Raw genomic sequence first — 17,359 nt, 5'->3', positions numbered from 1 at the left:
CCTCCCGGTCAGACGGTTAGGGCGGGGACGAGTGCGGCGCCGGAGTCGGTGTACTCGTGGCAGCGCAGGCAGAACCGGAAGTGGTGTCTGCGGGGCGCGAACACCTTGGCCGCGAAGTGCTCGTCCCAGATGCTGAACTCGCTGTCGTCCTTCGCCATGGCGTTGAAGCAGCGGTAGCAGGACCCGTCCATCTCGATCATCAGGTGCTGGTCGAGGTAGCGGTCGCAGAGGCCGCGCAGCTCGTTCGCGGGTTGGCCGACGTCGACGTGGTGCACGTGGTTGGTGACATGGATGGCGCCGTACTTCTCGCACAGCGTCCCGAGCTGTGTGAGCCGGGTGGAACTGATGCCTTCCAGGACGCTGTTGACGACCACGGTCTTGCCGGCTTCGCGGAGGCGGGGCACGACGGCGTGCACCTCGTCGTAGTTCCCGTGTTCGTCGTCGCAGCCGATGAGGATCTGGTCGTAGGAGCGGAGGGTCGCCTCCATGATCGGCTTGTTGCGGGCCAGGGTGATGGCGTTCGTGCCCAGGACCATGACCCTGTCCGCCAACCGCGTGCGGGCGGCGTCGCTGAGTGCCGGGAAGTCCCGGTGCACGGTGGGTTCGCCGCCGTTGATGTGCAGCTGCTGGAAGGGGATGGTCTCCAGCCGGGTCAGGATGGTGGAGAACAGCGACAGGGACATGTTCTCGCCCTGGGCGCCGTCGGCGAAGATGCAGAAGTCGCAGTGCCGGTTGCACTTCGTGGTGATCTTGACCTTGGCCGTTTTGAGGGTGCGGGGCACCGGCGCACGCGGGGTCATTGGCGAGACTCCTTGGGTCAGAGGTGGACGTCGTCGGGTGTGAGGCTGAGGAAGTCCTGGACGGTGGTTTTCTGCTGCTGCCAGCGAGTGAGGGTTGCGCGGAGGGTGTCGGCGGTGGTCGGTCCGGTGGGGATCAGCGCCGCCATTCGGGCGGCCAGCCGCTGGGCGGCAGTCGCCTCGTCTGCCGCGAGCACGGTCAGGGTTTGCGCGGCGGAGCGGAGTTCCTTCGCCTCCCGCCGGATCAGGTACTCGGTCGCCACGCCGGGGGGCGGATCGAGGTAGTACAGCCAGCGGGCGACGCGTACACGGAGCATGCCGGCCGTCATCACCCAGTCAGTACGAGCGTGCTCATGCCCTTGGCCGTCTGGGCGGCCCCCGTCAGGAACGCGGCGCATGGCCGCCTCCAGAGCTACATGGGCCGCGCGGAGCAGGTGGCGCGGACTCCGCGGTCGGAAATCGGAGCGGTTCTCTGAGTGTCGGAGGAACAGCTCGGCGTATCCGTCCAGTCCCTCCGGCCGCCACTGGGTGAGGGCCGCCGTCTTTCCGGGGCAGCGGGTACGGGTGGCGAGTGCGGCGGCAGCGAACCAGCACGGGGCGAGGTAGTGCCACGCCACGCAGTGGCGTCGGTACGCGGCGATGTTCTCCACCACGTTGTCCGTGCTGTCTGCGGCCAGCTGGTATCGGCCGCCCATCCGAGCCTGGAGGATTCCCCGGTAGAACCGTTCATCGACCTCGCACCAGGGCGCCATCTGCGCCCGTGACTTCCAGCGCTGGAAGTCCCGCGCGCTGCCGCTGATCAGTGACCAGGTCGCGAGTTCGGGCGCGGAGACGAGTCTCCCGTCCGCCTCCGTCATGGTGAACGCGAAGCCGGGTGGGTGCTCCAGGAGACGTTGGTGGCAGACCTCTCGGCCGACCGCAGTGGCGTGTGCGGCGGCCAGGCGGTGGTTCCACTCTTCCCAGTCCGCAGGTGCCTGGCGCAGGATGACGCGTACGTCGATGTCGGAGTGCGGAGCCAGCAGGTCGGCCGGCTGCCACTTGTGAGTGAGCATCACGGCCCCGACGCCGTGAGCGTCCAGCTCGCCTTCGTACAGAGCGCCGAGCTCCTGGTAGAGAGGCGGAGCGTCGACCACAACCATCACCGCTCCGCGGTGGAGGCGCGGGAGCAGGCGGGGCCAGCTGCCCCCGTGGGGAGGACGGGCAGCAGGGGCACGACCGGGGTGCCTTCCGGGCGCTCCATCCGGTCCCAGCGTAGGTCGTAGTCGACGTAGTGGAAGCCCTGCCAGGCGTCGTTGGTGTTGCGGTCGAGCATGGCCTGGAAGAGGTGAGCGAAGGCGTCGCCGAGGGTGCCGTCGGCGAGGTGGGGCTTCAGGGGGATGTCGCGGTTGTGCAGGATGCAGGGTCGCGCCACTCCGGTGGGCGTGATCTTGATCCGGTTGGCGTCGGAGCAGGTGGCGCAGCTGGAGTTGGAGATGAAGCCGATCGACCCTGCCCAGCCGTCGGGACGGAGGTACTGACCGGGGCTGCGGACGCCCAGCTGGTCCCGGGGGACTTCGCCGGCGTCCGCGAACCACTCGTGGAGACGGTCGCGGACCTCTGCCTCGGTGATGAACTCGGTGTCGAAGAGCGCCTGGGCGGGGCCGATGTTCTGGAGTTCGATCAGGCGGACGGCGACGGGCAGGTAGCGGGCGAGTTGGGCCACGGCGAAGGCGTCGTCCAGGTAGGTGCGCTGAAGGACGCAGTTGATCTTCACTCGCAGGCCGAGGGAGAGGGCGGCGTCGAGGGTGCTCCGGGCGGTGCGCGGGTCGCCGCCGCCCATGATCGCGGCGGACCGCGCCGGGTCGAGGCTGTGGAGGCTGAGGTTGAGGTAGGTCAGGCCGGCGTCGTGGAGCTGTTCGACCTTCAGCCCCCGACGCAGGTTGCCGTGGCTGGTCATGCCGATCGCGGCGTCGGGCCCGAGGCCGTCGGCGAGGCCCGCGATGACGTCGAGGATGTCGGCTCGGAGGGTCGGTTCACCGCCGGAGCAGTGCGCCTTCCTGATCTCCCAGGCCCCGGCCTCGGTGGCGATGGCCGCGTAGTCGGAGGCGGTCAGGGGCCGGTCCTTGTGCCCGTAGTCCGGCATGCACCGGGGCTTGCAGAACACGCAGTCCAGGTTGCACAGCGAGTTCAGGGTGAAGGCCAGATAGGGGTGGTTGCGGCCTGCGGCGGCGAATGCGGCGGCCAGGGCGTCGTGGTCTGCGGTGGGCATTGGTCAGCCTCCTACGAGCGGAGAGCGGGTGGCGGGCGCCTCGGCCAGGCCGTTGAGGGGCTGGCCCGAGAGGTAGCGGTGCAGGTTGTCGGCGAAGAACGCCACCGCCGCGTCCATGTACGCGCGGCAGAACACCGAGCTTTTCGGGGTGAGTACGACCCGGGGGTGGAGCCGCAGCGGATGGCGGGCGGGCAGCGGTTTCGGATCGAACACGTCCAGGGCCGCGCCGCGCAGGTGGCCGGTGTCGAGGGAGGCCAGGAGGGCCGACTGGTCGACGGTTGCCGAGCGGCCGAGGTTGAGGAAGAGAGAGCGGGGCTTGCACGCCGAGAAGAGGTTGTGGTCGAAGTAGCGACCCGTCGCCGAGGTTGCGGGCAGCAGATTGACCACTACGTCGGCGACGGACACCGCCTGGTGCACCGCCGTCGTGTGCACCCACGTGATCCCGCCCTCGGAAGCCGCAGGTGGTGTCCGGCGCACTCCGATGACGTTCATGCCGAAGGCCCGAGCGGCCTGGGCGAGGTGGCGTCCGACGCTGCCGCAGCCGACGATGGTCATCGTCGCCCCCGCCAGGTCGAAGAACTCCTCGGCCAGGTCGTCCTTCCACCAGCCACGGTTCCGCTGGACACGCTCGCTGATGAACAGCCCGCGGGAGAAGCCCAGGACCAGGCCCATGGCGTGCTCGGCCATGGGCCTGCCGTGGAAGCCGTAGGAGCGGGTCAGGACCACCCCGACGGAGCGCGCCTCGGCGACCGGCAGATGGTCGGTGCCGGCGGCCGGGGAAGCGATCCACTTCAGATGTGGCGCGGCGAACAGCCACGAGGGGGCGAATCGCCACCCGAAGTAGACGTGTGCGTCGGCCAGCTGGTGCGGCACGGACTCATCGGTCGCCCTGCGGAACTCGACGCCGGGGAAGGCGGCGGACAGCGCACGCTCGTGCTCGGAGGACAGCCGCCAGAAGGAGTGCGGGGACTCCAGGTTGATCAGCACCACCGGCCGGCTCATCGCGCGCGGCCCTCCACGGTGGCTGACCGCGCCAGCGCCCAAGGGGCGATGCGGTCCATGACGGAACCGACGCTGGCCTCGTAGTCGTGGCGGGAGCGCACCAGGGCCGCCCCGGCGCTCCGGAGCCGATCGCGTTCTCGGGGCAGGACGGTCAGGGCCCGGTGCAGGGCGGACGCCAGGGACCTGGGGTCCTGCGGTGCGGCCGTGAAGCCGGTCTCGCCGTCGATGACGGTCTGAGCCAGGCCGCCGCCCGTGGTCGCGACCACCGGGCCCGCACCGGCTGCGAACGCCTCCAGGGGTATCCGGCCGAAGGGCTCCTCGCGAGAGGGAACGATGACCGCACGCAGGGCCGGGCTGTGCAGCCAGGCACGGATCGCGGGGGTGAAGCGAGTGATCAGAGTCGCGTCCAGATCGTGCGCGCGGATGTGGGCCGCCAGGTCCTGCTGGTACGAGGTGAGATGCTGGTGCTCTTCCGAGGTCACGGCAGCCAGCACCAGGTGAGGAACGGGGACACCGCGTTCCTTCAGCAGGCGCAACGCCTCCAGGAGGTCTTCGAAGCCTTTCGTCGGGACTGCGCGGCCCATGGCGAGAAGGAATCCGGCGCGGGCCTTGAAAGGCAGCGGCAGAGCCGTGGCCGGCCTGACCATCTCCTCACGGATCAACCCGTTCGGGATGCTCACGATGCTCGACCGAGGGACGGCGTAGTTGACGACGAGGTGGCCTCGCATGTGGGAGGAGATAGCCCCGACGCGCGCACCTCGGAGTGTCGCCGCTCGCAGGGCGTCCCGCTCCCAGCGGACGCGGGAGACGTCCTTGGGCCGCGTCAGCGCGGTGGTGGAGCGGGGTATGAGCAGCAGGTCCGTGGTCGGCGACGTGTAGGGCGCGAGCCCGAGGAACGGGATGTCGAGGCCGATGAGGAGGCACCGGCTCGCGTGCGCGGCGATGCGCATGGCCGCCTCGCCCGCCAGGTCGCACAGCTGAACCGAGCCGCGGACCGAGTCCGGCGGCGTGTTGACCTTGGGGATCGTGATGACCTCGGCTGCGGCCTGTCGCAGCATCTGCCGCACCTCGCTGGCCCACCGCTGATCGTGCGCTCCCGCGGTCTCGGGCACGTGCGGGGTGATCACTGAGAGGCGGCCTGTCGGCAGGAGCCGGGCCAGTGTCGTGAGGAAGGCGCGGTTGCTGAAGCCGGAGCCCGACTCCGCGCCGTAGAAGCCCTCGTGGAGAGCGACGACGACCCTGGGCCGATGAGCGGCCTCCGGCACAGCCGTGAGTGAGGGTGGGGAAGTCGCATGGTCGATGCGCACTGTGTGGTGCCTCCTTGGAGGACGGGTTTGGGCAGGCGTGGACATCAGGCGCCGGCGGACGAAGAGCACGGCCTGTGGGCGAGTCGGCACCAGGCACGAGAGCCGTGGGTGCCAGTGGTCAGCGACCAGGCGTCGGCCAAGGCATCGACGATGACCAGTCCCCGTCCTGATTCGGCCTGCTCCTCGGGAGCGGCAGGAGAAGCGGGTGCGGGTCGGGAACAGCCGCCGTCGGTGACGGTGATCTCGACCTCCAGGCCGCCGCTGGCCAGACTCCTGCGGTCGACGCACAGAACCAACGGAGGACTGCCCGAGACGAAGGCGTTCGTCGCGAGCTCCGATCCGATCAGGCGGGCATCGGCAAGTACGTCCGTCTCCGCGCCGCGCAGCGCCAGCGTCACGGCGCACCGGGCGACTTCGGCCGCTTCCGGTCCGTACGGCAGATCCGTGATCAGGGTGGTCGTGCCGTCTCCAGCGACAAGCTTGCGTCCGGGGGCGGAGGTTGGTCGTCCGGCGTCACGGTCCAGAACACCGCCCGGTCGACCTGGGGAGGTGCTCGTGTGCTGTCTCAAGGCCCACCTCTTTCTCCGTCGGCTCGGAAGACGGGCGCCTCCGCCGGGATCCAAGAACACAGGAGAGGGACGGTCAGACAGGACCCGATCAGTGGGTCAACTCGGTCAACTTCCGTGCGGCGGTGGTGAATCGTCCGTCCAGGGGCATCACCATGGGGCCCGCGAAGTGATGGACGAACCACTGGAGCGAAGGGTGGTCGCACGTGGCACCGCAGACAGGCGAGCCCAATGTCGTACTGGCGGGGTGCCTCGACGAACTCGGGTGGAGCCCGAAGGCGCTCGCCCGCAAGCTCAACCGGGTCTTCGGCGCGGGGACGGTGGCCGAGTCGGCGCCGTACCACTGGCGGGACGCCGGCTCCCTGCCGCGCTCGCCATTGCCGATGATGGCCGCCTACGTGCTCTCCCAGGAGCTGGGTAGAAATGTCTCGGTGGCCGAACTCTGGCAGGGCCGTGTGGGCGACTCGTCAGCGCTGGTCCCCGCGGACACGGATCTCGCGCGGCCTTGGACCGCGCAGGGCATGGAGGCGATCGTGGAGGACTGGGTGATGGGAGGGCTCGTCGACCGTCGCCGGTTCCTCGCGATCTCGGGCGCGGGACTCCTTGCGATCGTCGCCCAGTACCTCGACGGCACCGCGGGACGCGGTCAGTACACGCCCCGAATGACGTCGTCGCTCGGCACCGATCCGCTCGTGGACCAGGTCGAGCAGCACCTCCCCATGCTCCAGTTGCTCGATGACGAGCACGGAGGGGCACGTCATCTGCCCTACGTCGGAGCACAGTTCCGGGCCGTCGGGCTGCTGATTCGCGAAGGCGGCCACTCTCCGGCTGCCGCGAGCCGTCTGATCCGCGCGCTCGCGGAGATCGGCCAGCTGGCCGGCTGGATGGCCTTCGACGCGGCCGATCACGGACTGGCGCAGCGCTACTTCGTCACGGCGCTCCGGGCCGCGCATCAGGTCAATGATCTTCCCCTGTGCGCCCACATCCTGGGCGACCTCTCCTTCCAGGCGGCGAGTCGAGGACACCCAGCTGACGCCATCGCCCTCGGTGAGGCCGCCCGCCGTGCGAGTGACGCCGCCCCGCTGGCTGTCCGAGCGTCCGTCCTGTCCCGGCTCGCCTACGCGTACGCCGCCGCCGTCCGTGACAACGACTTCGCTCACACTCGTGGCGCTGCCCGCGAACTGATCGCAAGCCGGGACGGCCGCCAAGAAGAGCCCCGCTGGATGTACTTCCTCACCGACAACCACCTGGACTGCCAGGCTGGTTACGGCCTCATCCAGATGGGTCGTGCACAGCAGAAGGCGGAGAGCGGAAAGAAGAGTCGCCGCTTCCTCGCCCAGGGGACCGAGATGCTCAGGTCCGGGGCGTACGACGTGCCGCGCGGCGACCCAAGCCAGCGCCGAGCCATGTTCGAGGGAGCCTGGCTGGCCCTGGGACACAGCGCGCATGGAGACCTGGAGGCAGCCTGCGAGATCGGCCAGATCGCCGCCGACCGCCTTGATGCCGTCCGCTCGCCTCGCAGCGCGGCGCTGCTCCACCAGCTTGCCGCCGACCTCCGCCGCCGACAGCGCAACCCCCACGTGCACGCCTTCCTGCCAGCCTTGGAGGATGCCCTCGCCCGACACGCCCCATCGACGCAACCCGGCCGTTAGGGTCGGGTCATGACCGCAGGGGAGCGCGTTGTCGTTGTCGGGGCTGGGGTGGCTGGGCTCACCACAGCCGTCGTTCTCGCCGAGACCGGGGCTTCGGTGCACGTTATCGCCGAGCAGGTGCCGGGGGCCACGTCGCTGGCGGCCGGGGCGATGTGGGGGCCCTACCTGGTCGAGCCGAAGGACAAGGTCGACCAGTGGGGGCAACGGTCTCTGGAGGTCTTTCAGGGGTTGGCCGATGACCTGGCCACGGGCGTCCGGCTGACCAGCGGCATCGAGGCGTCCCGCACGGCCGAGGCCGCGCCGGACTGGGCCACCACTTTGCCGGGTTTCCGACCGTGCGAGCGGGCCGAACTTCCGGCCGGGTTCACGGCGGGTTACCGGTTCACCGTGCCACTGATCGACATGCCCACCTACCTCGACTACCTCCTGCGCCGACTGCACGAAGCCGGTGGAGTGGTCGAGCAGCGGTGGCTCGCCTCGCTCGCGGAGGCCGGCACGGCCTCGGCGATCGTCAACTGCGCGGGAGTCGGCGCACGCCACCTGGTCCCGGACTCTGAGCTGCGCCCCATCCGCGGCCAGCATGTCGTCGTCGCCAACCCGGGGCTCACCGAGTTCTTCTCCGAGGACACCGGCCTCTCGCCCGACCTGCTGTGCTTCTACCCGCACGGCGACACCGTCGTCCTGGGCGGGACAGCGATCGACGGTGAGGGCGACCTGGCCCCCGACCATACGGCGGCGGCCGGCATCCTCGCGCGATGTACCGAGGTCGAACCGCGGCTGGCTGAGGCTCGCGTCCTGGAACACCGGATCGGCACCCGACCGACCCGCGCCACGGTCCGTGTCGAGCGGGACCTGCGGAAGGACGGCACCTTGGTCGTGCACAACTACGGGCACGGGGGCGCCGGTGTCACGTTGTCGTGGGGCTGCGCCGAAACTGTCGCAGCCGTCCTAGTCCGGGCCGCGCAAGGCTCGTAAGGCCGCGTCAAGGAATATGCCGAACCTTGGCACCTCCTTGACGCGAACATGGGTAGCACACCGGCACTGAGGCAGGGGCGAACACTGCCGGGGACCGGCAATGCGCTCCGTGCGCGGGTGCGGGCATCATGACGCCAGGGGAGCACTACGGACGGTTTCCGGTGCCGGGCCCCGGCAGTTGCCGGGCCGGGCCCGGGGACCGTACGGGGGAGAGGGGGAACCACGTCAGCGGCCGCACGGCCCGCCGGTGCGCACCGCACGGAACGATCCGCGCGCACCGCACGGGAACGATCCGCGCGCACCGCACCTCGAACAACCCGCCGGCGCCCGACACCTGACACCCGTCCGGGGACGTTCCATGCCGGAACGTTTCCGTGCCGGGTGGTGGATGCCAGGCACCGGGACCGGGACCGGTGGCCGTACGCAAGAGCGGGCGCCGGACCGGCGATGCGGGCGGGGCGCGGTGGGCGGCCGCGAAGAGCGGCGAGCGGACCCGGAACCGGGGATCGGCGAGCGGGCGTCAGAGCTGACACCCGGACGCCGGATCCGCCTCCGAGGGCCGGTGTCGCCGCCCGCACGCCACAACTTCGTTACTCCAGGGGACGTTTGCCATGGTTGTCATCGGCGCGCTCGTCGCGGCCTGTCTGATCCTCGTTCTGCTCGTGCTGTTCGTCTTCTCCCAGCTGTTCCGCAAGGTGGAGCAGGGCAAGGCGCTCATCGTCTCCAAGACCCGCAAGGTCGACGTCACCTTCACCGGGCAGGTCGTGCTGCCGGTGCTGCACAAGGCCGAGGTGATGGACATCTCGGTGAAGGCCATCGAGATCACCCGCTCGGGGCGTGACGGCCTCATCTGCCGGGACAACATCCGGGCCGACATCCGCATCTCGTTCTTCGTGAAGGTCAACAAGTCCGCCGCGGACGTCATCAAGGTCGCCCAGTCCGTCGGCACGGCGCGCGCCAGTCACCAGGACACGCTCCAGGAGCTGTTCCACGCGAAGTTCTCCGAGGCGCTGAAGACCGTCGGCAAGCAGATGGACTTCACCGACCTCTACACCAAGCGCGAAGAACTCCGCTACCACATCATCGAGTTGATCGGCGTCGACCTCAACGGGTACCACCTGGAGGACGCGGCGATCGACTACCTGGAGCAGACGCCGCTGTCCCAGCTGGACCCGGCCAATGTCCTCGACGCGCAGGGCATCCGGAAGATCACCGAGCTGACGGCCGTGGAGCACGTGCGCACCAACGAGGCGCAGCGCACCGAGGAGAAGGAGATCACCCGGCAGAACGTCGACGCGCGCGAGGCCATCCTGGAGCTGGAGCGCCGGCAGGTGGACGCCGAGATCAAGCAGAAGCGGGAGATCGAGACCTCCCGGGCCCGCGAGGAGGCCGAGACCGCCCGGGTCGTGGAGGAGGAGCGGCTGCGTGCGCAGAGCGCCTTCCTGCGCACCGAGGAACAGCTCGGCGTGCAGCGGGAGAACCAGGCCCGCGAGGTCGCCGTCGCCGCGAAGAACCGCGAGCGGGTCATCGCCGTCGAGAACGAGCGCATCGAGAAGGACCGGATGCTGGAGGTCATCGCCCGGGAGCGGGAGACCCAGCTGACGAAGATCTCCGCCGACAAGGAGGTCGAGGCGGAGAAGCGGGAGATCGCCGAGGTCGTGCGCGAGCGGGTGGCGGTGGACCGTACGGTCGCCGAGCAGGAGGAGTCGATCAAGAAGCTGCGCGCCGTGGAGGAGGCGGAGCGCGAGCGGCAGGCCGTCATCATCGCCGCCGAGGCGGAGGCCCAGGAGAAGCTGGTCAAGGACATCAAGGCCGCGGAGGCCGCCGAGCAGGCCGCGACCCACCGCGCCGCCGAGTCGCTGACCCTGGCCGAGGCCAAGCTGAAGTCCGCCGACCTGGAGGCCCGCGCCAAGCTGCGGATGGCCGAGGGCGTCCAGGCGGAGGCCGCCGCCGAGGGACTGGCCGCCGTGCAGGTCCGCGACAAGGAGGCCGAGGTCATCGAGAAGGCCGGCCGTGCGGAGGCCGAGGCCACCCAGGCCCGGATGCTCGCGGAGGCCGAGGGCACCCAGGCGCGGATGCGGGCGGAGGCCCAGGGCACCGAGGCGCGGCTGCGGGCCGAGGCCGAGGGAGCGCAGGCCAAGGCGCTCGCCGAGGCGACCGCGATCGGCGAGAAGCTGAAGGCGGAGGCGGCGGGCCTGACCGAGAAGGCGGCGGCGATGGCCGCCCTGGACGAGGCCTCGCGCGGCCACGAGGAGTACCGGCTGCGCCTCCAGGCGGAGAAGGAGATCCGGCTCGCCGGGCTCGACGTGCAGCGCCAGGTCGCCGAGGCGCAGGCCACCGTGCTGGCGACCGGCCTGGAGCACGCCGACATCGACATCGTGGGCGGCGAGTCGGTCTTCTTCGACCGGCTGGTGAACGCGATCTCGCTCGGCAAGGGCGTCGACGGGTTCGTCGAGCACTCCGCGACCGCGCAGGCGCTGGCCCGGCCCTACCTGGACGGTTCGGCGAGCCTCGCCGACGACCTGGGCCGGATCCTCGGCTCGGTGTCCACCGCCGACGTGCAGAACCTGACCGTGTCCGCGCTGCTGATGAAGCTGATGAACTCCGGCGGCAGCCACGCCGGCCAGTTCCAGCAGCTCCTGGACCGCGCGGGCGAGCTGGGCCTGGCCGACACCCCGGTCACCGCCCTCGCCGTCAACGGCACCGCCCGGGTCTGACGGACCAGGGGGCCCGCGCAGCCGCCGTACGGGGGTCGGCGGCTGCGCGGGCCCCCGCCCACGCTCCACACCACTTGGAAGCCTGCGAAGGGACGCACGTCCATGGCAACCGCCCAGCAGACGGGTTCGTACGGCGCCGTGGACAGCGGCACCTACGAGGTGCTGCGCGACCGGCTGGCCGCCCAGGCCGCGGAGCTGGCCCGCGGTGCCGAACAGCTCAACGCCCGCCGGGCCGGGGAGTTCGGCGCCACCCGGCTCGACCTGACCGGCACCGGGCGGCTGCGCACCGAGCACCCCAGCGTCCCGCGGGACGTCGTCGCCGTCGGCGACCGGCTGCTGTTCGGGTACAACGGCGCGCACGCGAGGCCGGACGACGGCACCCGGCCCGAGCCGCGGATCGGCGACGTCCTCGCCCTGTACGACCGGGACCTGGAGCCGCTGCCCGAGGACGCCGTCCCCGGCCTGCTCGACGATGCGGCGTTCGTCCGGGAGTTCGCGGCCCTGCACCGCTACTACCGGCAGGCCCGGCTGCTGCGCTTGCACCGGGTGGAGGGCCGGCTGCTGGCCGTCTTCCGCACCGGGGAGAAGGCCGACGACATCCGCGTCCTGCGCTGGAACCTGGCCGACGACGGACGGGCCGCCTTCCTCGACGCGCGCGGCGAACGCGACCACGTGCTGCCGCCCGCGCACGACTTCACCTGGACCGCGGCGACGCGCGAGGACCACCGCCTGGGCCGCCACCCGCACGTCTCGGTCGCCGGGGAGATCTACGTCTCCACCGTCGGCGGCACCCTCACCGTCAAGACCGAGGACGACACCGAGACCGGCGAGGGCATCCACAGCGAGCCGGTGGACGAGCCGCTGCAGGCCCTCGCCGACGCCGACATCGCGCACGCGCGCGTGGGCGCGCTGATCCTGCTGCGCGTCCGCCCCTACAAGGAGGACACCCACCGCCACCTGGTCTTCAACACCCTCACCCGCTCGGTCGTCCGCCTCGACGGCATCGGGCAGGCGTGCCGCCGCCTGCCCGAGGACCAGGGCATCGTCTTCCCCGGCGGCTACTGCCTGGCCACGGGGGCGTACAAGACGTACGAACTGGACACCAGCGGCCTGGAGTTCGAGCGCGAGGTGCGCTCGCCCTACGGCGAGGACGTGCTGTACGCCTTCCACGCGCGCGCCGAGGGACGCGGTCTGCTGCTGTCGTACAACACCATCCGCGAGGAGGTCGCGACCCCGCTGACCTGCCACGGCTGGGCGCTGTTCGAGGACGGCGCGCTGCCGGCGCTGCGCGCGGACCCGGCGGGCACGGCCGCGGAACCGGCCCGGGTGCATCCGATCCAGCTGTGGGCCTCCCCGTACGTCTCCGACACGCACGCCGCCGCCACGGCCGGCACCGGTCCGCTGGCCCGCGTCGGCAACGCCGACCTGGTGCGCGGCATCTCCGACCTGCTGTCCATCAGCCGCGCCGTCGCCGAGACCACGCCGACCGTGGAGGTGTACGAGGCGCTGGCCGCCGCCTGCGTGCGGGCCGCCGACACCCACCACTGGCTGGGCGAGGCCGACCTCGGTGACCTGCGGACCCCGCTGGAGGCCGTACGGGCCACCGCCGAGCAGGTGCTGACCGAGTTCCGCACCGTACGGACCCTCACCCTGCGGGCCGAACAGGCGCTGGAGGAGGCCGGCGGACGGCTCGCCGCCGTGGTGCGGCGGCTGCGCGGCGAGGCACCGCGCTCCGCCGCCGCCTGGGTGAGCGGCCTGACCGAACTGCGCCGGGCCCAGGGGCACCTGCTCACCCTGAAGGAGATGCGGTACGCCGACACCGTCCGCATCGACGAACTCGCCGCCGGGGCCGGGAGCGACCTCGCCGTCTTCGGCAAGCGGGCCGTGACCTTCCTCGCCCGCGAGGACGCCTTCGCCGGCCACCACCAGGACGTCGAACGGCTCGCCGCGGACGCCGAGGCGATCGAGTCCGTGGCCGGCGCGGAACCCGTCGCCGCCCGGCTCGACGAACTGGCCGGCACGCTGCGCACGGTCACCGAGGTCGTCGCGGGCCTCGACATCGGCGACGCCACCGTGCGCACCTCCGTCCTGGAGCGCATCGCCGAGGTGCTCGGCGGCGTCAACCGGGCCCGCGCCCTCCTCGACGCTCGCCGCCGCGAGCTGGGCGAGCGGGAGGGCCGCGCCGAGTTCGCCGCCGAGTTCGCCCTGCTCGGGCAGGCGGTCACCGGCGCGCTGGCCGCCGCCGACAGCCCCGAGGCGTGCGACGAGCAGCTCTCGGGCACGCTGGTGCGGCTGGAGGACCTGGAGTCCCGCTTCGCCGAGTTCGACGACTTCCTCGGCGAGCTGACCGCCAAGCGCACCGAGGTCCACGACGCCTTCTCCGCCCGCAAGCAGGCCCTCCTGGACGCCCGCGCCCGCCGCGCCGGGCAGCTGGCGGCAGCAGCCGACCGCATCCTTCAGACCGTGTCCCGGCGTGCGGGCACGCTCGCCGACGCCGACGCGGTCAGCACCTACTTCGCCTCCGACCCGATGGTCGCCAAGGTCCGCCGCACCGCCGGCGAACTGCGCGAACTCGGTGACCCGGTACGGGCGGAGGAACTGGACGGCCGGCTGAAGGCCGCCCGCCAGGAGGCCGGCCGCGCCCTGCGCGACCGCACCGACCTGTACGCCGACGGCGGCCGGACCGTCCGCCTGGGCACCCACCGCTTCGCCGTCACCACCCAGCCCCTGGACCTCACCCTGGTCCCGGACGGCGACGGCCTCGCCTTCGCGCTGACCGGCACCGACTACCGCGCCCCGGTCACCGACCCGTACGTCGCCGCGACCCGCGCCCACGGCGACCGGCAGCTGCCCTCGGAGTCGCCGGAGGTCTACCGCGGCGAGTACCTGGCCGCCCGGCTGCTGCGCGAGCACGGCCCGGCCGCGCTCGCGGCCGCCGACGACCTGCCTGGACTGGTCCGCCGCGCCGCCGGGGAGGCGTACGACGAGGGGTACGAGCGGGGCGTCCACGACCACGACGCCACGGTCGTCCTCACGGCTCTCCTGCCGGTGTACGAGCGGGTGGGCGTACTGCGCCACGAGCCCGCGGCCCGCGCCGCCGCCCAGTTGTTCTGGGCCCACGGCACCACACCGGACGCCCGCTCCGCCTGGACCCGGCGGGCCCTTTCCCTGGCCCGCGCCCGCGACACGTTCGGCCCGGCGGCGGCGAGCGCCGTGAGCGAACTGGAGGAGGAACTCGCGGAGGCGATCGGGGGGTGGACGGCGGGGACCGGGGCCGCCCGGGGGGCCGCGTACGGCGCCGGGGCCGCCCACGGGATCCCTGGTTCCGGCGCGGGCGGTACCGGCGGTCCGGCCGGTGCGGCGGCGGGGCCGGACGGCCGGGCAGGGGCGGCCGGCACGGCCCGGGAGCCGGGGACGGCCGGGCTTCCTGGCGGCCCGGGGGCGTTCGGCGGTGGTGTGCTCGGGGCGGCGGGGGCCGCCGGAGGGCGACTCACCGCGTACCCCGCCGGGGGCGGTGGGGCCGGACGCGTCGGCGGGGCCGGGCTTGTGCAGGCGGCCGGTCCGGCGCCGGGGGCGTTCGGCGGGGGCGGGCCGGGGAATGCCCGGGGGCGGTCGGACGCGCACCCCGCCGGGGACGCGGACGGTGCGCGGACGGCGGCGCGTGCCGCCGCCGCGTACCTCTTCGAGGAGCTGACCACCGGCCCCGACGGCTTCGTCCTCGCCGCCGCCACCCGCACCCTGCTGGACAAGTTCCGCCGGACGGTGGGCGGTTCGGCCTACGACGAGGACCTGGCCGCGCTCGGCGACCTCGCCGCCCGCCGCCAGCTCGCCGGGGCGTGGCTGTCGGCGTACGCCGACTCCACCGGCGCGGAGGCCGTGGCCGGGGACCTGGCCGAGGCGGTGGCCGCCGAGCTCTGCCCGGACCTGCCCCGCTACGAGTCGGACGTCTCCCCGGTGACCGTGGCCGAGGGCCTGCTCGGCACCCACCCGCGCATCACCGGGCGCGCCCTCCCCCTGCGGATCGACGAGTTCCTGGCCCGTACGGAGCGCTTCGCGCTGAGCGACGTACCCGCCTTCCGGGCGCACCAGCGCCGGCGGGCCGAGCTGGTGGCGGCCGAGCGCGTCCGGCTCCGGCTGGCGGAGCACCGCCCGCGCTCCATGGCGGCCTTCGTCCGCAACCGGCTCATCGACGAGGTCTACCTGCCGCTCGTCGGTGACAGCCTGGCCCGCCAGATCGGCACCGCGGGGGAGGAGAAGCGGACCGACACCGGCGGTCTGCTGCTGCTCGTCTCCCCGCCCGGCTACGGCAAGACGACGCTGATGGAGTACGTCGCCGAACGCCTGGGTCTGATGATGGTGCGGGTCAGCGGCCCGGCCCTGGGCCACGCGGTCACCTCGCTCGACCCGGACCAGGCCCCGAACGCCACCGCCCGCCAGGAGGTCGAGAAGATCAACTTCGCGCTGGCGGCCGGCAACAACACCCTGCTGCACCTGGACGACATCCAGCACACCTCACCGGAGCTGCTGCAGAAGTTCATCCCGCTGTGCGACGCCACCCGACGCGTCGACGGCGTGTGGAACGGCGAGCCGCGCACCTACGACCTGCGGGGCAAGCGCTTCGCGGTGTGCATGACCGGAAACCCGTACACCGAGTCCGGCGAGCGCTTCCGCGTCCCCGACATGCTCGCCAACCGCGCCGACGTGTGGAACCTCGGTGACGTCCTCACCGGCAAGGAGGACGTGTTCGCGCTGAGCTTCGTGGAGAACGCGCTCACCGCGAACCCGGTCCTGGCCCCGCTGGCCGGCCGCGACCGCCAGGACCTGGAACTGCTGGTCCGGCTGGCCCGCGAGGACCCGGCGGCCCGCGCGGACCGGCTCACGCACCCCTATGCCCCGGCCGAGCTGGAGCAGATCACGGGCGTGCTGCGCCACCTGCTCGCCGCGCGCGAGACGGTCCTCGCGGTGAACGCCGCGTACATCGCCTCCGCCGCCCGGTCGCAGGACACGCGCACCGAGCCGCCGTTCCGGCTCCAGGGGTCCTACCGCACCATGAACAAGATCGCCCAGCGGCTCAGGCCCGTCATGAACGAGGCCGAGGCCGCCGCCGTCGTCGACGACCACTTCACGGCCGAGGCGCAGACCCTCACCTCCGGGGCCGAGGCCAACCTGCTGAAACTGGCCGAGCTGCGCGGCACGCTCACCCCGGAGCAGGCCGGCCGCTGGGCCGAGCTGAAGGCCGCCGACGCCCGCACCCGGGCGCTGGGCGGCCCCGCCGAGGACCCGCTCGTACGGGCGACGGCCGCCCTCGCCCTGCTGGCCGACCGGATGGCCGCCATCGAGGCGGCCCTCACGGGCGGGGCGGCCCGGCCCGGGCATGCGGCGGCCCCGGCCGCGGGGGCCGGGGCCGAGTCCGGAGCCGAGCCCGGGGCCGGGGGCGCCGCTCAGGGCGTCTGAGCGGCGAGCAGCGGGCGCAGCGCCCCCGCCCGCAGGCGCTGGACCAGCGGGGTGCAGAACCGGAAGGCCAGCAGGATGACGAGGACCGAGACGAGGCTGCCGACCACCGCGCCGACGGCGACGTCGTGCGGGTAGTGCGCGCCGACGTAGACCCGGGAGACGCCCATCGCCACGGCGGCCAGCAGCGCGACGGAGCCCAGCCGGCGGCTGACGATCAGCAGCGCGACCGCGAAGGCGAAGGCGACCGTGGTGTGGTTGCTGGGGAAGGCGTAGTCGTCCACCGGGGGGCACGCCTCGATGAGGAAGTCGTGGGGCAGGGCCCGGCAGGGGCGGGGCTCCTCGAAGACGTCCTTGATGCCGGTGTTGGCGACGTAGGCGATGACGACGGCGAACGGTGTCGCCAGGACGGCTGCCATCACCGAGTTCCCCTGCCGCCGGGCGCCCCACCAGGCCGCCAGCAGCAGGAGCACGAACACGCCCATGCCGATGGAGGAGTAGGCGGCGGCGGTCCCGTTCAGCCAGTGCGTGTGGCGGGCGAAGTCGGTGACGTCGGTGTAGAGGCCGCCGTCGATGGACGCGCCGTCGAGCGCAAGGGCGGTCGGGGAGGAAGTCGTCATCAGGTGGATCTCCGGGCCGGGTTC

Annotated in this window: 11 protein-coding genes; 4 read left to right on the top strand and 7 right to left on the bottom strand. The window is 72.2% G+C overall.

What is annotated here, in order from left to right:
• Window positions 1–8: 8 nt before the first annotated feature.
• From AB0G56_RS09505 to AB0G56_RS09480, 6 genes are read right to left on the bottom strand one after another with little or no spacing between them, the layout of a single operon-like run.
• Window positions 9–800: a radical SAM protein gene (locus AB0G56_RS09505; protein WP_360966147.1), complete on the bottom strand. Its 792-nt coding sequence runs from the start codon at window positions 798–800 to the stop codon at window positions 9–11.
• Window positions 801–817: 17 nt separating this feature from the next.
• On the bottom strand, window positions 818–1,936 hold the full coding sequence (locus tag AB0G56_RS09500) for a hypothetical protein (protein ID WP_360966144.1): 1,119 nt from the start codon (window positions 1,934–1,936) through the stop codon (window positions 818–820).
• Window positions 1,936–3,045 (bottom strand): radical SAM protein, encoded by a 1,110-nt coding sequence (locus AB0G56_RS09495; protein WP_360966142.1) that lies wholly within the window; start codon window positions 3,043–3,045, stop codon window positions 1,936–1,938. The genes AB0G56_RS09500 and AB0G56_RS09495 overlap by 1 nt, the downstream gene beginning before the upstream one ends.
• Before the next feature lie 3 nt (window positions 3,046–3,048).
• Window positions 3,049–4,047, bottom strand: coding sequence for a D-2-hydroxyacid dehydrogenase (locus tag AB0G56_RS09490; RefSeq protein ID WP_360966139.1), 999 nt, complete (start codon window positions 4,045–4,047; stop codon window positions 3,049–3,051).
• Window positions 4,044–5,354: a glycosyltransferase family 4 protein gene (locus AB0G56_RS09485; RefSeq protein WP_360966137.1), complete on the bottom strand. Its 1,311-nt coding sequence runs from the start codon at window positions 5,352–5,354 to the stop codon at window positions 4,044–4,046. Before AB0G56_RS09485 ends, AB0G56_RS09490 begins: the two co-directional genes overlap by 4 nt.
• 44 nt (window positions 5,355–5,398) lie before the next feature.
• Window positions 5,399–5,752 carry an ATP-binding protein gene (locus AB0G56_RS09480; protein ID WP_360966134.1) on the bottom strand — a complete coding sequence of 118 codons (354 nt, stop codon included), beginning with the start codon at window positions 5,750–5,752 and terminating at the stop codon, window positions 5,399–5,401.
• A gap of 374 nt (window positions 5,753–6,126) precedes the next feature.
• On the opposite strand from AB0G56_RS09480, the gene AB0G56_RS09475 reads away from it, so the two are divergent.
• From AB0G56_RS09475 to AB0G56_RS09460, 4 genes are all read left to right on the top strand, one after another.
• Complete coding sequence (locus AB0G56_RS09475; RefSeq protein WP_360966131.1) at window positions 6,127–7,572, top strand: carph-isopro domain-containing protein; 1,446 nt, start codon at window positions 6,127–6,129, stop codon at window positions 7,570–7,572.
• A 9-nt stretch (window positions 7,573–7,581) separates the two neighbouring features.
• Complete coding sequence (locus AB0G56_RS09470) at window positions 7,582–8,547, top strand: FAD-dependent oxidoreductase (RefSeq protein WP_360966128.1); 966 nt, start codon at window positions 7,582–7,584, stop codon at window positions 8,545–8,547.
• Between the two features lie 611 nt (window positions 8,548–9,158).
• Window positions 9,159–11,264, top strand: coding sequence for a flotillin family protein (locus tag AB0G56_RS09465; RefSeq protein ID WP_360966125.1), 2,106 nt, complete (start codon window positions 9,159–9,161; stop codon window positions 11,262–11,264).
• A 102-nt stretch (window positions 11,265–11,366) separates the two neighbouring features.
• Complete coding sequence (locus AB0G56_RS09460) at window positions 11,367–16,718, top strand: DNA repair ATPase (protein ID WP_360966122.1); 5,352 nt, start codon at window positions 11,367–11,369, stop codon at window positions 16,716–16,718.
• On the opposite strand, the gene AB0G56_RS09455 is transcribed toward AB0G56_RS09460, so the two are convergent.
• Window positions 16,706–17,335: a phosphatase PAP2 family protein gene (locus tag AB0G56_RS09455; RefSeq protein ID WP_360966119.1), complete on the bottom strand. Its 630-nt coding sequence runs from the start codon at window positions 17,333–17,335 to the stop codon at window positions 16,706–16,708. The two genes, AB0G56_RS09460 and AB0G56_RS09455, sit on opposite strands and share 13 nt — an antisense overlap.
• Window positions 17,336–17,359 lie beyond the last annotated feature (24 nt).

Source organism: Streptomyces sp. NPDC021356 (assembly GCF_040641015.1).
Taxonomy (GTDB): Bacteria; Actinomycetota; Actinomycetes; order Streptomycetales; family Streptomycetaceae; genus Streptomyces.
The sequence above is the reverse complement of the archived record's forward strand: the minus strand, read 5'-3'. Positions and strand labels throughout refer to the sequence as shown.